Annotated in this window: 16 protein-coding genes; 3 read left to right on the plus strand and 13 right to left on the minus strand. The window is 54.8% G+C overall.

Going from position 1 to position 16755, the window contains the following annotated elements; translation table 11 throughout:
• Positions 1-7 precede the first annotated feature (7 nt).
• Genes EHN07_RS03185 through EHN07_RS03240 form a run of 12 tightly spaced genes read right to left on the minus strand, consistent with a single transcriptional unit; the run spans position 8 to position 13001 of the window.
• Positions 8-748, minus strand: coding sequence for a type II secretion system protein N (locus EHN07_RS03185; RefSeq protein ID WP_124022758.1), 741 nt, complete (start codon positions 746-748; stop codon positions 8-10).
• Positions 745-2190, minus strand: coding sequence for a type II secretion system protein GspL (gene gspL / locus EHN07_RS03190; protein WP_124022759.1), 1446 nt, complete (start codon positions 2188-2190; stop codon positions 745-747). Before gspL ends, EHN07_RS03185 begins: the two co-directional genes overlap by 4 nt.
• Entirely contained in the window at positions 2187-3170 is a 984-nt protein-coding gene (gspK, locus tag EHN07_RS03195) for a type II secretion system minor pseudopilin GspK (protein WP_124022760.1), read from the minus strand. The genes gspL and gspK overlap by 4 nt, the downstream gene beginning before the upstream one ends.
• Positions 3167-3778 carry a type II secretion system minor pseudopilin GspJ gene (gspJ, locus tag EHN07_RS03200; protein ID WP_124022761.1) on the minus strand — a complete coding sequence of 204 codons (612 nt, stop codon included), beginning with the start codon at positions 3776-3778 and terminating at the stop codon, positions 3167-3169. Before gspJ ends, gspK begins: the two co-directional genes overlap by 4 nt.
• Entirely contained in the window at positions 3775-4137 is a 363-nt protein-coding gene (gene gspI, locus EHN07_RS03205) for a type II secretion system minor pseudopilin GspI (protein WP_124022762.1), read from the minus strand. The genes gspJ and gspI overlap by 4 nt, the downstream gene beginning before the upstream one ends.
• Complete coding sequence (gene gspH, locus EHN07_RS03210) at positions 4134-4640, minus strand: type II secretion system minor pseudopilin GspH (protein WP_124022763.1); 507 nt, start codon at positions 4638-4640, stop codon at positions 4134-4136. Before gspH ends, gspI begins: the two co-directional genes overlap by 4 nt.
• Entirely contained in the window at positions 4640-5074 is a 435-nt protein-coding gene (gene gspG / locus EHN07_RS03215) for a type II secretion system major pseudopilin GspG (protein ID WP_124022764.1), read from the minus strand. The genes gspH and gspG overlap by 1 nt, the downstream gene beginning before the upstream one ends.
• Positions 5075-5086: 12 nt before the next feature.
• Positions 5087-6307, minus strand: a complete 1221-nt coding sequence (gene gspF, locus EHN07_RS03220) for a type II secretion system inner membrane protein GspF (RefSeq protein WP_124022885.1) — start codon at positions 6305-6307, stop codon at positions 5087-5089.
• Positions 6308-6309: 2 nt separating this feature from the next.
• The gene (gene gspE / locus EHN07_RS03225; protein ID WP_124022765.1) at positions 6310-7788 is read right to left on the minus strand and encodes a type II secretion system ATPase GspE; all 1479 of its coding nucleotides are present in this window, start codon (positions 7786-7788) and stop codon (positions 6310-6312) included.
• Positions 7781-9745, minus strand: coding sequence for a type II secretion system secretin GspD (gene gspD / locus EHN07_RS03230; protein WP_124022766.1), 1965 nt, complete (start codon positions 9743-9745; stop codon positions 7781-7783). The genes gspE and gspD overlap by 8 nt, the downstream gene beginning before the upstream one ends.
• Positions 9746-9753: 8 nt before the next feature.
• Positions 9754-10539: a type II secretion system protein GspC gene (gene gspC / locus EHN07_RS03235; RefSeq protein ID WP_124022767.1), complete on the minus strand. Its 786-nt coding sequence runs from the start codon at positions 10537-10539 to the stop codon at positions 9754-9756.
• A gap of 53 nt (positions 10540-10592) precedes the next feature.
• Complete coding sequence (locus EHN07_RS03240; RefSeq protein ID WP_124022768.1) at positions 10593-13001, minus strand: beta-glucosidase; 2409 nt, start codon at positions 12999-13001, stop codon at positions 10593-10595.
• A gap of 404 nt (positions 13002-13405) precedes the next feature.
• Between EHN07_RS03240 and EHN07_RS03245 the strand changes: the two genes are divergently transcribed.
• Together EHN07_RS03245 and EHN07_RS03250 are read left to right on the plus strand one after the other, a co-directional pair.
• Entirely contained in the window at positions 13406-14281 is an 876-nt protein-coding gene (locus EHN07_RS03245) for a helix-turn-helix transcriptional regulator (RefSeq protein ID WP_167467267.1), read from the plus strand.
• Positions 14282-14338: 57 nt separating this feature from the next.
• Complete coding sequence (locus EHN07_RS03250) at positions 14339-14578, plus strand: DUF2164 domain-containing protein (protein ID WP_124022770.1); 240 nt, start codon at positions 14339-14341, stop codon at positions 14576-14578.
• A 109-nt stretch (positions 14579-14687) separates the two neighbouring features.
• Here the strand turns inward: EHN07_RS03250 and EHN07_RS03255 are convergent, their stop codons facing one another.
• Positions 14688-14936, minus strand: a complete 249-nt coding sequence (locus EHN07_RS03255) for a DUF883 family protein (RefSeq protein ID WP_124022771.1) — start codon at positions 14934-14936, stop codon at positions 14688-14690.
• A 371-nt stretch (positions 14937-15307) separates the two neighbouring features.
• Between EHN07_RS03255 and EHN07_RS03260 the strand changes: the two genes are divergently transcribed.
• The gene (locus EHN07_RS03260; protein WP_167467268.1) at positions 15308-16732 is read left to right on the plus strand and encodes an EAL domain-containing protein; all 1425 of its coding nucleotides are present in this window, start codon (positions 15308-15310) and stop codon (positions 16730-16732) included.
• Positions 16733-16755: the final 23 nt, after the last annotated feature.

The following is a 16755-nucleotide window of genomic DNA, read 5'->3' on the forward strand; positions in this document are numbered from 1 at the left end:
CTGGCGCTTACCAGCGCCCTGATGTTTCGAATGTATAGCGGCCCTGCGTTTCGTGACCGGTACCTTGCGCCAGCAGCATCAGCAACGCCGGGGGGAAATCTGTGCCGGGAGTGACCTCTGCCTGCAGGCGATAGCGCTGCTGCCCGTTTAACCAGAGCTGACCTTTGCTGCTCAGCTGTTCTGAGGTTTGCATGATATCGGCGAGCCACCGTTTACTGGCGCATTTGATTTGCAGATGAATATCGCCGGTATTCAGGGTTTCAGCACCGATCGTTACGCGGCCATCTTTCCAGCGCACGTCGGCCTGCGCGGTGATACAGCGCTGCGGGGTAAAACGCAGATGCGTCAGGCGAGCGTTGACCTCGCCATTGAGCTCGGCGGGAAGCGCCGTCAGGCTGGCAAAAATCGCCGCGGGAAAACGTAGCGTGGCGTTATCCACGCTCCATTCGCCGTTCCAGCCAACGTGACCGCGCCCGTGAATTTTGTGCGGATCGGCCAGCACGACCTCTGCCGCGACTTTCCCCTCCAGCAGCGCGCGGCTGCGCCACTGCCAGCTCACTGGACCAACCTGCTGGTTTTCCAGACGCAGCACCTGTGCCTGGCCTTGCCACAGTGTGCCGCCGATCCCTTCAAGGCTGATGCCAGGGGCGGTCGGTAACCAGGCAATTACAAAGCGGGCAGGCAGCAGCAAAACCAGACCCAGCAGATAGCCCAGCAGCAGGGGCAACAGCAGGTATCCTTGCTTCATAGGCGCTTACCGGATAGCACCAGACGTTCCACCGCCACATTTCCCTGGCCTTTATCCGTTAATTCGACCAGTTGCGTGACGATGCCGTGCTGAAACTCAAGGGTTTGTAGCCAGTTGACCAGCGCGCTAAAACGCTGTGGCGAGGCGTAGTTGAGTTCCAGCGTCTGGCCTTTTTGCACTATGGGGACAGGTGGTAAATGAGCTTTCTCGCGCGTGCTGGCGACAACCGCGGCAATATTGCTCTCCTGCGCCGGATCTGCTGATTGTTGTGCGGCCGCGGCCTGCATCGCGGCCAGCTGCCATTTCATTTTTTCGACATCCGACATTGCTGGCAGGCTCTCCTTCTGGCGTGGGGATTTCCGGCCGAGATAGACCGTGGCAATGCCCGATACGCCATTTTTTTCCGCAATGCGCAGGGAAAAACCAGCCGGAAGTCGTTGTTCCATTGCCCGTAATGCGACGGCGGAGGCGCCTGATAATTGGGCCTGTAACTGCTGTTCGGCGGCGGCATAGCGCAAGGATTGCACCTGTAGCGGGGCCGCAAGCAGGGAATCAAGCGCCTGCGCCAGAGGCAGAAAATGAACCTTTTGATCGTCCATTCGCTGGTTAAATGCCCGCCATGGATCGCTCACCGGCCTGTTTCCCGGATAAAGCTGGTGATAAAGCGAACTCATCTGTTTATGTAGCCGAGTTTGTTGCTGCTGCAGGCTAAGCGCCTCCAGCCCCTGGATGGTAAGCCCGATAACCAGGCCTGCGGCCAGTAAACCGATCGGCGCTCGCCATACGCCGGGGCGGGCGGTTTTCTTACTCCTGGGCTGGTACACGCCTTGCAGCAGCGTTGCCGCAGGCAGATGCGCCGCCCGCAGCGGTAAAGGCTGCGCTGGGTTTTGCCATGGTTCAGCTTTTTCAGCAGGCAAGCAGGCGATTAATTCCTCCTCCAGCACCATCCCTTGCCAGCGTGACTGGCGCATCAGATGCTGCTCGCCAAGCTTCCAGCGGCAGCCAGCGGCCATTTCCGGTAAGGCAAATACATCAGGCAGCATGCGGCTCGCCTGCAGGCCAGCGTCATGGAGCCAGCTTAACCACGCCTGCATCACGCTGTGTTCCACTGCGGCCAGGTGAACTAACGTGGCTTCATGGGCAAGCACCGCTATATGCAATTGCGCTGTCTCTTCAGCCACCTCATCTTCCAGCAGAAAGGGCAGCGCTTTGCGGGTCTTGCTGGTCAGGCGCGCGGGCAGCTTTACCGGGCGCAGTATCAAATCACAGGCGGGCACCAGCGCAATAACCTGGCTGCCGGGAGTATATTTTTGCAGGCTTGCGAGCGCTGCCGCATCGGGAAGCTGGCCGGAAAACAGCAGCCGATCGCTGGCGGAAAACAGCCACCAGTGCACGGGTTGTGATGCTTTGCTTGCCAGACGGATTAGCAGGATTTCACTCATGGTAACACTCCCATTTCACGGCTTCGCACCACAACCTTACGATCGCTGGTGCGATAAAAATGGCTGATCATTCGGCTGCGCTGCTGCTGGTTTTCGATGGCGATAGAGGCGACAAAATAATCGCTGTTCACCGTAAGCGCGCGGGCAATCTCGGGCCCGGCAACTCGCTCGTCATTATGGCTCCCGGGCACGAGCGCTAAAAATTGATCGACGCTTTGCCAGCCCTCAGGCGGGCGGCGTTCGATCAGGTCGCGGGCGGTCTGAACGGGCAGGGTATTGAGAAATAGCGCCGACAGCAGCGCGGCCTGTGGCTGCTGGAGGGTATTGATATTGACGGCCAGATCCCGTTCGGGAAGCGCACAAACAAACGGCATCAGCGTGCGATATAGCGCAGCGTCCATTCCCGCTACGGCACGTAACTCGCTGAGATGCCTGATGGGTTGATTGGCGGGCAAATAGGGTGGTTTGAGCGCCATATACTCATGGTCTTCAGCGCCCAATAGCCGCAGGTCGCGGTTGGCATCCAGCCAGTCTTCAAGGGCCGCGGCCAGCTGGCGGGCGCGCAGGTTTTCCACTTCAAGGTTGTGTAACAGAGCGACGAATACCTTTTCCCGATAGCGGGCCAGATTATCCGGGTGGTTCTCGTCATGGTTTTGCAGGCTGTTAATATTAAAGCAGGCCTGCTCGTCGCGAATTTCGGCGCGTAGTGAAACCTCATTTATCGGCCAGACATCCTGCTGCGTCGCCCAGTACTGGGCGCGGGAGGTTTTTTGCGGGCTATCCAGCAGATCCTGATACAGCACGCGGGCCGCAAATGCTTCGCCGCCGGACAGATACTCGCGCATCTGGAGCTGGGTCAGCAGCGTGTGGCTGTGCTGCCACATCTGCCGGTAGCGTACCGTCATTTGCGATGCCAGCAACGCCATAATGGAGAGTAAAAGTAAGACGACAAGCAAGGCCATACCCCTTTGTTGTTTCACCGTGAGCTCCGGCTGGTGGCCAGCAGAAAGCGCCGCGTAACGAGGCCGTAATCTGGTAAATCCAGCGTGACTTCCACCGCCTGCGGCAGCTCTCGCACCGCCGTCCACTGCGTGAGCCAGCGTCCGTTGCGGTAGTAGCGCAGCCGGAACTGGCGTACTGACTTCAGCACGGCGGTGTGGACGGGCTTGCTGCCCGGCAGGTTATCCGGATAGCGCCATGTCAGCCTTTCAAGCTGTGAATCCCGTAACTGCCACCCCAGCTTTTGCAGCTCGCTGCGACGCAGGCGGGCATCGGGGTTAAACCAGCCGCTGCGGGTAAACAGCACGCCGTCTCCCAGGCTTCCCGACATGCTGTCGGTAGCGCGAAATACCGCCTGCTCTGGCTCCCCCGCCTCGCGTACGCTGCGCGGAAAGCCGTGGACGAAATCATTCTCCAGTTGCTGCATCGCGAAACTCAGCTCTGTCAGGCGCGCGATCTTTTCTTTGGTGGCCGCGTTATTACGCAACACTCCCTGGAATACGGCCTGGGCGCTCAGGCTGAGCAGGGCGAAAATCACCAGTGCGACCAGCACTTCCAGCAGCGTAAAACCGCGTTGTTTGCGCTTCATGGCTGGTGGAAAAAATAGCTGCGCAGGCGAATGCGCGGATCGTCACCCGGGCTGCTGCGCACCTGTATTTCAACCGCACGCAGTAACGGATCGCGCGTGGGTTCGCCAAGACGTTGCCAGTACCAACTGCGTCCGGCGAGCTGTTGCTGGCCGGCGACTTTTTCAAGGGCAGGCCAGCCGCCGGCAAGACGCAAATCAACCATCTGATTTTCCGCCACCCAGCTGGCAAACAGGCTCTCTTCCATGGATTGCAGCGCTCTTGTCTGGCTGCCGAGGCTGTTGATTAGCGCCAGGCTCACTGCGGCAAAAATAACCATTGCTACCATCACTTCCAGTAATGTCATGCCGCGCTGGCTCATGGGGTGAACTCCGCGGCATTCTCCAGCCGTGCTTCACCGGTTTCGCTGACGATTAATCTCGCTACGGCCTGCTTTTGAACCACAGCGGTGAGTTCAAAAGGGGTGGTTTCACCACCGGGGAAAAACAGGATCTGCGGTTTGCCCTCCCGTTCATCTGCGGGGGATTCATCAAGCGGCAGGTCCAGCTGGGTTAGCTGTAATGTGCTATCCGCAGCCGCCAGAGCGCCCGTGCTGGAGAGGCCGCGCCAGCCGTGGGCATCCTGCACCATAAACTGATAGCCGTGCGCGGTAATGAGCAGACCGAGCAGCGCCCCCTGACTCATGGCTTCCCTGCGCTGCATCGGGACGGCATCCGCAAGCCGGGCCAGCATTTCACGCGCCTGTTTCTGGGGCGAGCTGTTCGGTAACGCCATTACCACCAGGCTTGATGCCGCAGCGACGATCGTCACTACCAGCATCATTTCGATAAGCGTAAATCCGCGGTTGCCGTTGACCCTGGTCATTACCCTTTGTCTCCGTTGATATCCCAGTTGCCAATATCGTCATCGCTACCCGCTTGCCCGTCAGGCCCGGCGGAGAAAATATCGACGGAGCCGTGTTCACCCGGGCTGACTAGCTGATAAGCGTTTTGCCACGGATCTTCTGGGAGGCGCTTGATATAGCCATTCTGCTTATAATTTTTCGCCTCCGGGGCGACTTCCGGTTTACGCAGCAGCGCAGCTAACCCCTGTTCGCTGGTGGGATAACGCCCGTTGTCAAGGCTGTACATATCCAGCGCATTTTCGAGGGCCACAATATCGGTAACCGCTTTTTGCCGGTCGGCCTGGTTTTTGTTGCCCATCAGATTTGGCACCACAATACTTGCCAGAATGCCGAGGATGACGATCACCACCATGATTTCCAGCAGGGTAAAACCCTGCTGCTGAGGCTTATGCATAACCACTCCTTTTCAATGACCAATCATATTATTGAGTTGCAAAATGGGTTCGAGGATCGCCAGCACGATAAACAGCACCACGCTTGCCATACTGACCACCAGAACGGGTTCGAACAGGCTGAGCGCGAGGGCCATCTCCTGCTGCAGGGCGTTGTCCTGATTGTCGGCCGCGCGGGATAACATGCTGTCCAGCGTGCCGCTGCGTTCGCCGGAGGCGATCATATGCAGCATCATCGGTGGAAACAGGCACGTCTGGGTTAAGGCTGCGCGCAGGGTGCTGCCTTCCCGTACCCGCAGCTGGGCAAGGGTAATGCGGCGGCGGGCTTCGGCGTTTTGCAGCACTTCGCCGCCGATCTGCATGGCCTCCAGCAGCGGCACGGCGCTGGCGTTCAGAATGCTGAGCGTGCTGGCGAATCGGGCGGTATTGGTGGCCCGGCTAAGCCTGCCGATTAGCGGCAGGCGCAGCAGCCATTGGTGGTAGCGCAGGCGGTTGGCGGGCGTGTTTAACCAGTGCCGCCAGCAGAGTGCGGCAAGCGTCGTCGCTGCCAGAAGGTAAAGGCCGAACCGCTGCAAAATCTCGCTGCACCCCATTAACAAACGGGTACTCAGCGGCAGCTGCTGCTTCATATGGACAAACTGTTCCACTACGTTTGGTACTACGGTGACCAGTAAAATGGCGATCACGCCAGCAGCGACCGCGGTCAGCACGCAGGGGTACACCATTGCCTGGCGCAGCTTGTTCTGCATCTGCTGGCGTTGTTCGGTGTAGTCCGCAAGCCGGAGCAACACCTCATCAAGATGGGAAGATTTCTCTCCGGCCGCCACCATGGCGCAGTAAAGCTCATCGAAGGCCCCCGGGCTTGCCGCCATGCTTTTGGCAAGCGTAAGCCCTTCCAGAACGCGGCTGCGAACGCCGTTAATCACGCTCTGAAGGCGTGCTTTTTCGGTCTGTTGGGCAACCACGCTTAAAGATTCCTCCAGTGGGATCCCGGAGGACAGCAGCGTGGCAAGCTGTCGGGTAAACAGCGTCAGTTCACTTGTGCGCATTCCGGGCGAGCGACGTAAGGCAAAGCGTTGCGCGGCGCGAGGAGTGGCGTCAACCAGCTTTATGCTGACCGGCAGCAGTTGCCTTGCGCGTAGCTGTTGCCTTACGTGTCGTACCGAATCCGCTTCAAGCGATCCCCGTTTTGACCTGCCGTGGCTATCGAGCGCCTGCCAGCGAAAATCAGCCATCATTATTCCTCCCGGCTCACGCGTAAGACTTCTTCGAGTGAGGTCACGCCCAGGCGAACCTTTTCCAGCCCGTCTTCTCGTAACGCAGGCGTAGCGGTGCGGATGAGTTGTTCCAGTTCATCTTCGCTGGCATCGTGATTGATCGCCTGGCGCACGGTTTCATCAACCACCACCAGCTCGTGCAGCGCGGTGCGCCCGCGATAGCCTGTATGGTTGCAACACTCGCCGCCGACCGGTTGCCATAGCTGCGTAATATCGGCGGCAAAGCCGTAACGCAGGCGCTGTTGCTCATCCAGCGGCTGAGCGGTTTTGCAGTGGGGGCAGAGCGTTCGCACCAGGCGCTGGGCCAGCACCGCCGTGAGCGAGGAGGCGAGCAAAAACGGCTCGACGCCCATATCCCGCAGGCGGGCAATCGCGCCAATGGCGCTGTTGGTGTGCAGGGTAGAAAAAACTAAATGGCCGGTGAGGGAGGCCTGCACGGCAATTTTCGCCGTCTCGGTGTCGCGGATTTCGCCAATCATCACCACATCCGGGTCCTGGCGCAGAATAGCGCGTAGCCCCCGGGCAAAAGTCATATCAACTTTGTTATTCACCTGCGTCTGGCCGATGCCGTCAAGGTCATATTCGATGGGGTCTTCTACCGTCAGAATATTGCGCTGATGACGATCGATTTCGCTCAGTGCGGCATAGAGCGTGGTGGATTTACCCGAGCCCGTCGGGCCGGTAACCAGAATAATTCCATACGGCTTACGCACCAGCTTCGCCATGGCGCGCTGTAACCCGGCAGACATTCCCAGATGGGCTAGCGCCAGGCGAACGGTGTTTTTATCCAGCAGGCGTAGCACCACTCTTTCACCGTGGCTGGAGGGGAGCGTTGAGACGCGCACATCGACCGCTCGCCCACCGATTCGCAGGCTGATGCGCCCGTCCTGCGGGAGCCTTTTTTCGGCGATATCAAGGCGCGCCATAATTTTAATCCGCGAGATAAATATTGCCGCCAGCTGGCGCTGCGGCTGGAGAATTTCCCGCAGCACGCCATCAATACGAAAGCGAATCGCAAGGCGTGACTCATAGGTTTCAATATGAATATCGGAGGCGCCCAGCTTTATCGCTTCGCCAAGCATGGCGTTGATCAGCCGGATAATCGGCGCGTCATCTTCCATATCGAGCAAATCTTCCTGCCCCGGCAGCTGCCCGGCGAGATCGTTAAAGCTCACCTCATTACCCAGATCCTCCATCAGCTGCTGTGCTTCGCGGCCGTCGCGTTGATACTCCTTAATCAACAGCTGCTCGAACTGCGCTGCGGCAACGGTGCTGACGGTAAACGGCTGGCGCAGTACGCGGCGGATTTCCAGCAATATCTGCGTTTTTAATTCACCGTGATGCACCAGTACCGGCGTGGCCGCGTGCCACTGCACCAGCACCCCATGATCGCGGGCAAAGCTAAACGGCAGCCTTTGCCATTTTTCCGACTCACTCATTGAAGAAGCCTCCGCGTGGCCGTGCGCCTGGAGTTGCAGGCAGCGTCAGGTCAGGGGTGGGCAGGGCGAGAGGGTCGCGATGCAGACGGTCAGATTTCTGTTCGTCGCGGAACTGGCGATATTTCTCACTGGAGACGCTGCCGTAGCTGGCTCCGTCACGCAGGATGACCGGGTGAATAAACACCATCAGGTTCTGTTTACTGGTGCTGGTGCTGTTGTAGCGGAACAGATAGCCAAGCAGCGGAATATCACCGAGGATCGGCACCTTGCTGACGTTTTCGGTGGTCTGGTTATTCAGCAGGCCGCCGAGCACCACCGTCTCTCCGCTGCGCACCATCACCGCATTGTTGATGGTGCGGGTGTTAAAGGTTGCGCCGAGATCGCTTCCCGCCGAAGAGGAGTCAACCGAGCTGGCGGAGGCCACGCTTGAGACTTCCTGCTCGATATTCAGTAAAACGCTTTCGCCGTCATTAACCTGCGGGATGACTTTCAGCTTTGTGCCCACGGTTTTACGTTCGACGGTGTTGTAGACGCTGCCGGTGGTGCTGGCCTGGCTGCCGGTGATCACCGGGACTTCCTGCCCGACATTAATCGCCGCCTCTTTGTTATCCAGCGTGACGATGCTTGGCGTGGCGAGAATATTGCTGCGGGAGTTATTCGCCAGCGCGGTAACCAGTCCGCCCCAGTCGCCGTTATAAAATCCGGCGGCAATACCGTTAAAACTGCTGAGCAACGCGGCGCTGCCGGAGCCATTTTTTTTGTTTTCAGCGGCGGCGACGGCGCTTATTGGTAAACCGGTGCTGGTAAACTGGCTGGCCCCTCCGTTTTGGTTAAACCACTGCACCCCGAAATTCAGCGCGTCGCCATCCTGCATCTCGACGATGACCGCCTCGATTAGCACCTGCGCCCGGCGAATATCGAGCCGGTTGATAATTTGTTCCAGCGCCTGCATGGCATCGGGCTGGGTGGTGATCACCAGTGAATTGGTTTGCTCATCGGCAACAATTGTCACCTCTTTGCCGTTAAAGGTCGTGCTGCTGGCGTCTGCGCCCGCGCTGGCCGGGGTGGTTTCACTTTTCGCTTGCTGGGATGGTGCCGTGCTGCTGCCGCTTAATACCGCCACCAGGTTTTTCGCCTGGGCATATTTGAGATAAAAGACGCGGGTATTCCCCTGGTTTTGTTCTTCGCGGTCGAGCTGACGCGCAATGGTGATTAAGCGCTGGCGTGCCTGGGTGCTTCCTGAAATAACCACGCTGTTAGTGCGCTCATCGCTTATCACATTGGGAGCAAGGCCGCTGCTTTTGCTGTTACGGTCATTTTTATTCAACCCATTAAGAATCAGCCCCATCTCGCGCGCAGAGGCATATTTTAATTTAATAATGTCAGACTGCTGATTACCGGCTGAGTCCACGCGGCGCACAATTTCTGCCAGGCGATTAACCACCGCCGCGCGCCCCGTCACCAGCAGCACGTTGGCTGATTCGTAATGCACTACGTTTCCGGCACCGGCGTTGTCGTTAAGCTGGCGCAAGAGCGGCGCGAGCTCTTTCACATCCACGTTTGCCACCGGAATGACGCGCGTCACCACTTCGTCGCCCGTTCCGGCGTGATAATCATCGGCCAGCGGAATGGCGGCAGTTTTGGCGCTGGCAGACTTCACCACTTTCAGCACGCCGTTTGCGCCGGGCACCACGGCAAAACCGTAAACATCCAGCACGCTAAGAAAGAACTGGTAATATTGCTCATCGTTGAGCGAGTCATAACTGCGCACGTTCACAATGCCGCGCACCGCAGGGTCGATGATGATGGTTTTATGCAGGTTTTTACTGACGATATTAATAAATTCCTGAATATCCGTACTCTTAAAGCTGGCGCTGTAGTTTGCCCCCCACGCGGCGGGCATCAACGCCGCCGCCAGGATGAGGCCCTGGGCAATTGGTGTTATTTTTATGGACATACCCAACCTTACTTATTTGATAAATCTACAAAAATGTTTTTTTCGGCAGCATCGCGCACCACGGTGATATCCAGCTGCGTTAACTCGCCAAGCTGGGCCATCAACTTTGCGGCTTCCTGCGGCGCACGCAGGTCAAAGCCGTTAATGGCAATCGCCAGATCGTTGGGCTGCAAGCCGCTTTGCTGGAAGAACGTCGCCTCTTTGCCGGGATTAAGACGGTAACCCTGGAGCGCTCCTTCTTTGTTCACCGGCGTGATGGCGACCAGCTCAAGTAATTTTTTCGGCTCGGCTAATAACCGATCGCGCGTGGTGGCTTGCTCATCAGGCCCGTGGGTCACGGCGTCGTCATACAGTCTGAGGATCTCGCGCTGGCCCGCGTTAAGCAGCTCCACAGCGTCGGGGTGGATGGCGACGATACTCGCCTGCGTTCCGCCGATCGTCTCATCAGGCCCGTAGCTCCTCTGTTTGCCATCTTGTTCAATAATCACCAGTGAGTTTTCCGCAGCGCTGCTGACAATCACCCCGGCCAGCCGTACTTTGAGTGAGGAGCGCGCGGCGGCGGCCTCTTCATTTTTGCGCTCGGGAAATAGCGTGTTGAACCTGATTTCAGCTGGCGCAACCTGCGGTTTATGACGCTTTACCTGAGTGCTGGCGGGGGCTTGCGGAAACAGCAGTTCCCCTGTCTGCCAGCTCAGCATGGCTAACAGATAGCCCACACCACACAGCAGCATCACCGTTACCATCCGCGCTAACAGCGGCTGGGAAAAACTCAGCCTGTACCCCGTTTTGCTCATCAATACATGCTGCCTTAAAGGCCGGAGCGAGCGCTGGCTCGCCCCGGTGTTAGTTACTGATTCACGGTGACAAAATCGGCGGCATTCACACCGGCAGGCAGCGCAAGCGCCCCCGGCGTGGTGTTGCTGACGACGATTTCTTCGCTCACGTTAAAGGTCACAGGTTCGTGGCCGGTTACGTCGGACGAGGGGGTAATCCAGGCCTGGTAGCTGCCGGGCTCAACAATCCACTGGTTTTTTTGCGGGTCAAAGCTTGCCAGCGTCTGGGCCGGAATGGTGAAGGTCAGCTTCTGGCTGGCGCCAGGCTGTAAGCTCTCCGTTTTACTGAAGGATTTAAGCTCGAGGGTCGGTTTCTGTAACTTCACTTCCGGAGCACTGATGTAGACCTGGGCGGCTTCTTTCCCGGCAACGCTACCGGTGTTGGTTACGGAAACGCTTAGCGTAATACCGCCTTTTGCGCCGTTCCCCAGGGTGTTGGTCTCGACGGTGGCACCGTCATAAGCAAAGGTGGTGTAAGAGAGTCCATAGCCGAACGGCCAGGCAACCGGCTTGTTAAAGGTGCTGTAGTAGCGATAGCCCACGTAGATGTCGTCGTTATAAGCGATTTCATCAGGCGTTCCGTCGCCATTGGTATCTTTACCCGGGAAGGTGGTGGCGGAAGGGACGTCGGCATAATATTGCGGGATGGTTTGCGCCAGTTTGCCCGCCGGATTGATATTCCCCGCTATCACGTCAGTAATGGCGTTACCTGCTTCCTGGCCCGGCAGATAGGAGAGCAGAATGGCATCCACTTTATCGGCCCATTCCGTGGTATCGACGATGGCGGAAACATCCAGCACCACGGTCACTTTTTTCCCCGCCGCGTGGAAGGCATCGGATACGGTCTGGATCAGATTCAGCTCATTTTCGGTTAACAAGTAATCGCCACGGGTGTTGGTGCGGTCGACACCTTCGCCAGCGATACGGCCAATGGTGATCAGCGCGGCGTCATTATTCTGCGCGGCGCTTTCAACGACGCTTGCATCCAGCGCCGGATCGTCACAGGTAAAATAGGTGCCGATAGAGGCAATAAACCCCGGATGCTCCACTCGGTTTTTGGCGTAGTAGTCGCGATAAAACGCTATTAACGACTCATCCACGCTGTACTGCTGCTGCAGGCCTTCGGCCAGCATCACGGTGGACTCATTATTCACCTGGCCGCTGCCCGTGCCGCCTTTGATGGTTTCAATCTGGCTGACCCCAAAGCTTGCCAGCTTCTGACGCGGTGCGATGGGCAGCGCCTGATGGTCATTTTTTAACAGCACCATGCTTTCTGCCGCCGCCTGGCGTGCCAGCGCACGATGCTGCGCAAGATCTGGCTTATTAGATGGAACATAGTTGTTATAGGAAGGAGACTGGAACACCTGCGAAAGAATATGTTCGACGTTAACGGTGACATCCGCTTCGCTAATATCGCCATTATCGTAAGAAGCTTTTAGCGCTTGCAGCTCACCACCGGGTTCAATCAGGTCGTTACCGGCTTTGAACTGTTTCCATGCGGTGAGTTCGGGAGTGCCTGCAAACCAGTCGGACATCACCAGTCCTTTAAAATCCCACTCGTTGCGCAAAATATCGGTAAGCAGATCGCGGCGTTCGTTGGTGTAGGTGCCATTAAGTTTGTTATAGGAGGACATCACGGCCCACGGCTGCGCCTCCTCAACGGCTATCTGGAAACCACGCAGATAAATTTCGCGCATCGCCCGCGGTGAGACGAGGGTATCAATGGCGTTACGGTTGGTTTCGGAGTTATTGGCAACATAGTGCTTAATCGTGGTGCCAACTTGGTTCGACTCCACCCCGTCGACCATCGCCGCCGCAATTTTCCCGCTCAGCAGCGGATCTTCAGAATAGTATTCAAAATTACGACCATTGAGCGGGTTACGCTGAATATTCATTCCCGGAGCCAGAATGAAATCGACGCCATACTCTTTGATCTCCTCGCCCATAGCTTTGCCTACCTGCGCCACTAATTTGGTATCCCAGGAGGAGGCCAGCAGGGAGCCAATAGGCCAGGCCGTGGCATAATAAGTTTCGCTACTGCCGCTGCGGGTACTATTAATGCGCAGCCCGGCCGGGCCATCTGCAAGCTTTACGGCGGCAATATCTAATTGCTCATTTTTAACGCCGTTAATATAGCCAGCAACCCCGGAAACATTATTTTTGAGATTGGTAACCTGCACCTCACCATTCCCCATATTCATTCCCGGCCCCATAATCATATTTAGTTTTTCTTCAATGCTCATTTTACCAGCGGCTTCTTTAGCCATCTTTTGATAATAAGCAGCATCTTTAACCGGTGAAGAGGAAGTTTCCTCTTGCTGGTCGTCATCATCGTCATTACAGCCCGCCAGCATACTGGCTAATGCCAGGGTAAGGCATACGGTCAGGGTATTCAATTTTGGTTTAACAGCTAAATATCTCATTGTTATTGTCCTTATATCGGTAGGGGATAACCTGGATAAACCCGGTATCTAAAAGGTAAGTAAATCAACAACAGCGGAATAATAACCAGTTAAATCACGCGCTACTTTGCAATGGAAAGCTATTTTTGTGCTCTCGGGAGCATCGCTATTTTTTGTGATTTGTATCGCAAAAAAAGGCACAGTGTTACCATACTGTAATATTACAAAAACAATATTAATACTCACCTTGTGCAAGGTTTTACATGCTTAATCGAAGCGTCTCTAATTCAATTTATAGGACAAGTCTTAATAATTTGCGTCAAAAAGGAATTGACACCGACGGCCTGTTAGGAAGTTTGGGGTTATCCCCCCATGAGATAGAGCAACCCTGGGGGCGTATTAATGAACAGCACCATTATCAATTAATGGAAAAAATAACCCTCCTGAATAAATCTCTGTACGGAAGTGCGCTGCCAGAAAGTATTTATATAAACAGCGTGGAGCTCTCCCACGCTATTTGTCCGGAGCTTATCGGCTTATGCCTGAATGAAAAAACAGCAGAGTCAGCGCTGTGGAGTTTTTCTGAGCATCGTTTTTTGCTGGGCAACTGTGACGATTTATTTATCGAAAAAGGGGCGTTTCAGACGCGTATCAGATATGAGAACCGCGCCCCGCAGTCGGCCAACAATCCTTCGGCTATATTTAACCTGGTGCTGTTGGGGGGCATTCTGAAAAGTTACTCTCCTGCCATGAATATGCAAATCGCAGTGACGGATTCAGACATTCCTCATCGGTCGCTGGTGAACGATCTGTTTAATAAAAACTGCCTCCTGCGCCAGCAGGATGATGCGATTATTCTCGACAACCGATTTCTGGAAAGTGAGAACGAGTCGTTTAACCCCTTATTAAATCGCTTACAAAAAAGCCATATCGGTGCGCTTAAAAAGCAGATTTTCAGAGAACCACCGCTGACGGCGGCGGTAAATAAACTGATTGAGCAGTGTTATCTCTCAGGGCAGGAAGCCACGGCCAGCTCTATTATGGGGCGAGTATGCCAGCAGCTGCGGATCAGCCGCTGGACGTTAAATCGCCGCCTGCAGCTGGAGTCGGCAACCTTTACCCAGCTGCTTAATCAGCAGCAGCTTTTAATCTCCATGCGCCTGCTGCGCGAATCAACGCTCTCCATTCAGGAGATCGGCGACCGTCTGGGCTTTTCTTCGCACTCGGTCTACTCGCGGTTTTTTAAAAATCACCTTCAGATTTCCCCCATGCAGTACCGGGAGCAGGGTCGTCATAGTTGAAGCCTGGCACCGAGGACGGTAGATTGGGGCAAATCCCTTGAAATATGGAACTGTGTAATGGCTGAAATTAAACTGAATCTGGGTGAAAAAGAGGCTATCCGCGACAGGCTGGTGGCCTATTGCGAGAAGAATTTCGATCTGGCGCTCGAGCAGTTTGATGCGGATTTCTTTTGCGATTTTGTGATACAGGAGCTGGGGCCGGTGCTGTTCAATGCGGGCGTGGAAGAGGCAATCAAAACCCATATTGCCTATAGCGAGCGCATTCAGGAAGAGATGGATCTGAAGAAAATTCTGTAACGCTGAGCGGGTTATTTCGGGGTGAGACGCGCTGATTTATTCGCTTCGTTAAATGCTCCCCCGGATCGTCATGATGGGCTGTAGCTAACAGCCCGCTGTATTATTAACTTTATTTACGCCCCAGCAAAAAGCCAAACGCCACGCCAACCGCGGCGGCAATCGCCAGGCCCGCCATCGGATTGCTTGACACCCGATCGCGAACGTTATCTGTCGCATCTCTCACTGCATAGCCGGCTTGCGAAGCATATTTCTGCGCGGCGCCTTTCAGGCGCTCGTCATGGCTGTGGGCATGTTTGCCGTAAAGCTCACGTGCCGTGCCTGCGGCCTGGTTGAGTTTGTCGGTTGCTTTATCAAACATATCTGGCTCCTTACAATAAAAGACACATTCAAGTGTAGCCGAGAGAACAGCATGGCATAGGGCGTGAGCGGAAATTAGGATAATGCGAAGTACCAGCCGGGTTATCAGCCTGCGATGTTATTCTGCTGCCGATTCAGAAACAGGCTATTGGGATATAGATTATTTGGAATAAACGCTATAATGCTGCAGCAAGCCAGATTTGTGTTAGCAGAATATGAAAAAATTTACCGGATATCACTATAAGAATGAATAACCCGCTCCTGAGACCAATAATCGGCAACATTTATAAACGTTTATTTATCACATTTCTGCTATTTACCGCTCTCATTGGCTCCAGCTTTACTCTGCTACACCACCAGCTCAGGCAATCGATGAGGGAAAACACGGCTGATGTCGCTCAGCAGCTGTTGATCAAAACAGAAAATATCCTTAATCATTCAGAAAGTACCTACCTCACGATGGGGGATTTTCTCGGTAAGCCGTGTAGCAAACAGATTATCGAAAATATGCAAAATGTGGTGGCTGAAGGGCTTTACTTACGTAACACCAGTTTTTTCCAGCACGGAAAAATTTATTGCTCTTCGGCACCAGAAGCCATTGGTTTAGAAATACGTTCGGCTGACAAATTTACGGCGCAGCGCATGCTGCTATTTACCGATCGCTTTGTGACCAAAGGGGTGCCGCTGTTTGCTACCAGGCTTGATAAAAATGGTCTGGGGATCGTCAGTATTATTGATGGTCGCTACTTGCAGAATATGCTGGAAATAAACAACAGCAATACGAAATTATTCTCCTATTTAAAAGTAGGGAGCAGCTGGATTGAAAATAGCGGGGAAAGCCATAATACGGCGTTACCTGAGCTTGATTTTGTGACTACCGTGCATGGCAGGACGATGCCGGTTGAGATCGTTGTCGGCGTTAAGCCGATGACCTGGTGGCAGCATTTATGGGCCGAGTACTGGCTGGGGATAAGCAGTGTGGTTCTGGCCAGTCTCATATTTTCTGCGTTTATTTATCTGCTGTTAGCACGGCCACGTTCGGTCAAAAAAGTGCTTAATCATGCGTTAAAAAGGGGCGAGTTTGTCCCCTGGCTACAGGGCATAGTCGATAAACATGGTAACCTTTGTGGTGCCGAAGTATTAATGCGCTGGCAGACCAGTAGTGGAGAAATTATAAACCCCGATATATTTATTCCGGCGGCAGAGAAAAGTGGGTTAATCGTCCCTATGACCACCTCAATGCTACCTGAACTGCAGCGTTATTTTTTACAGCAGCGCGCGCTCATACCCAGCGGTTTTGTTCTCAGTCTTAATATTTGTAAGCTTCACTTCCAGAATTTGGGGTTGGTGGATGAGTGTCGTGAGTTTCTCAAGGTATTTCCTGAGCAGAGCCTGGTGCTGTGCCTGGAAATAACGGAGCGCGAGTTGATCGAGCAAACGTCACTGACCGATTTACTGTTAAAGCAGTTAGATGAGATAGGGGTTAAAATCGCCATTGATGATTTTGGCACCGGTCATGCTTCATTTAACTATATGCGGAGTTTTAAAGTTGATTTTATTAAAATTGACCGTGCGTTTATTAATACTATTGGTAGCGCATCCATTTCTGCTTCATTAGTCGATATTATTATCGATATGGCAGCGAAGCTGGGTATGGAAGTGGTTGCCGAAGGGGTGGAGAGCGGCGCGCAGGCTGAGTATCTTATCGCGCATAACGTTGCCAAATTACAGGGTTTTTATTACCACAAGCCAGTCCCGCTGGCTTTATTCAGCGCAAAATTCAAGCATTATCAGTAACAGGCTACCCGCTTAGGCAGCCT

Source organism: Buttiauxella warmboldiae, assembly GCF_003818135.1.
In the GTDB taxonomy this organism is placed as follows: domain Bacteria; phylum Pseudomonadota; class Gammaproteobacteria; order Enterobacterales; family Enterobacteriaceae; genus Buttiauxella; species Buttiauxella warmboldiae.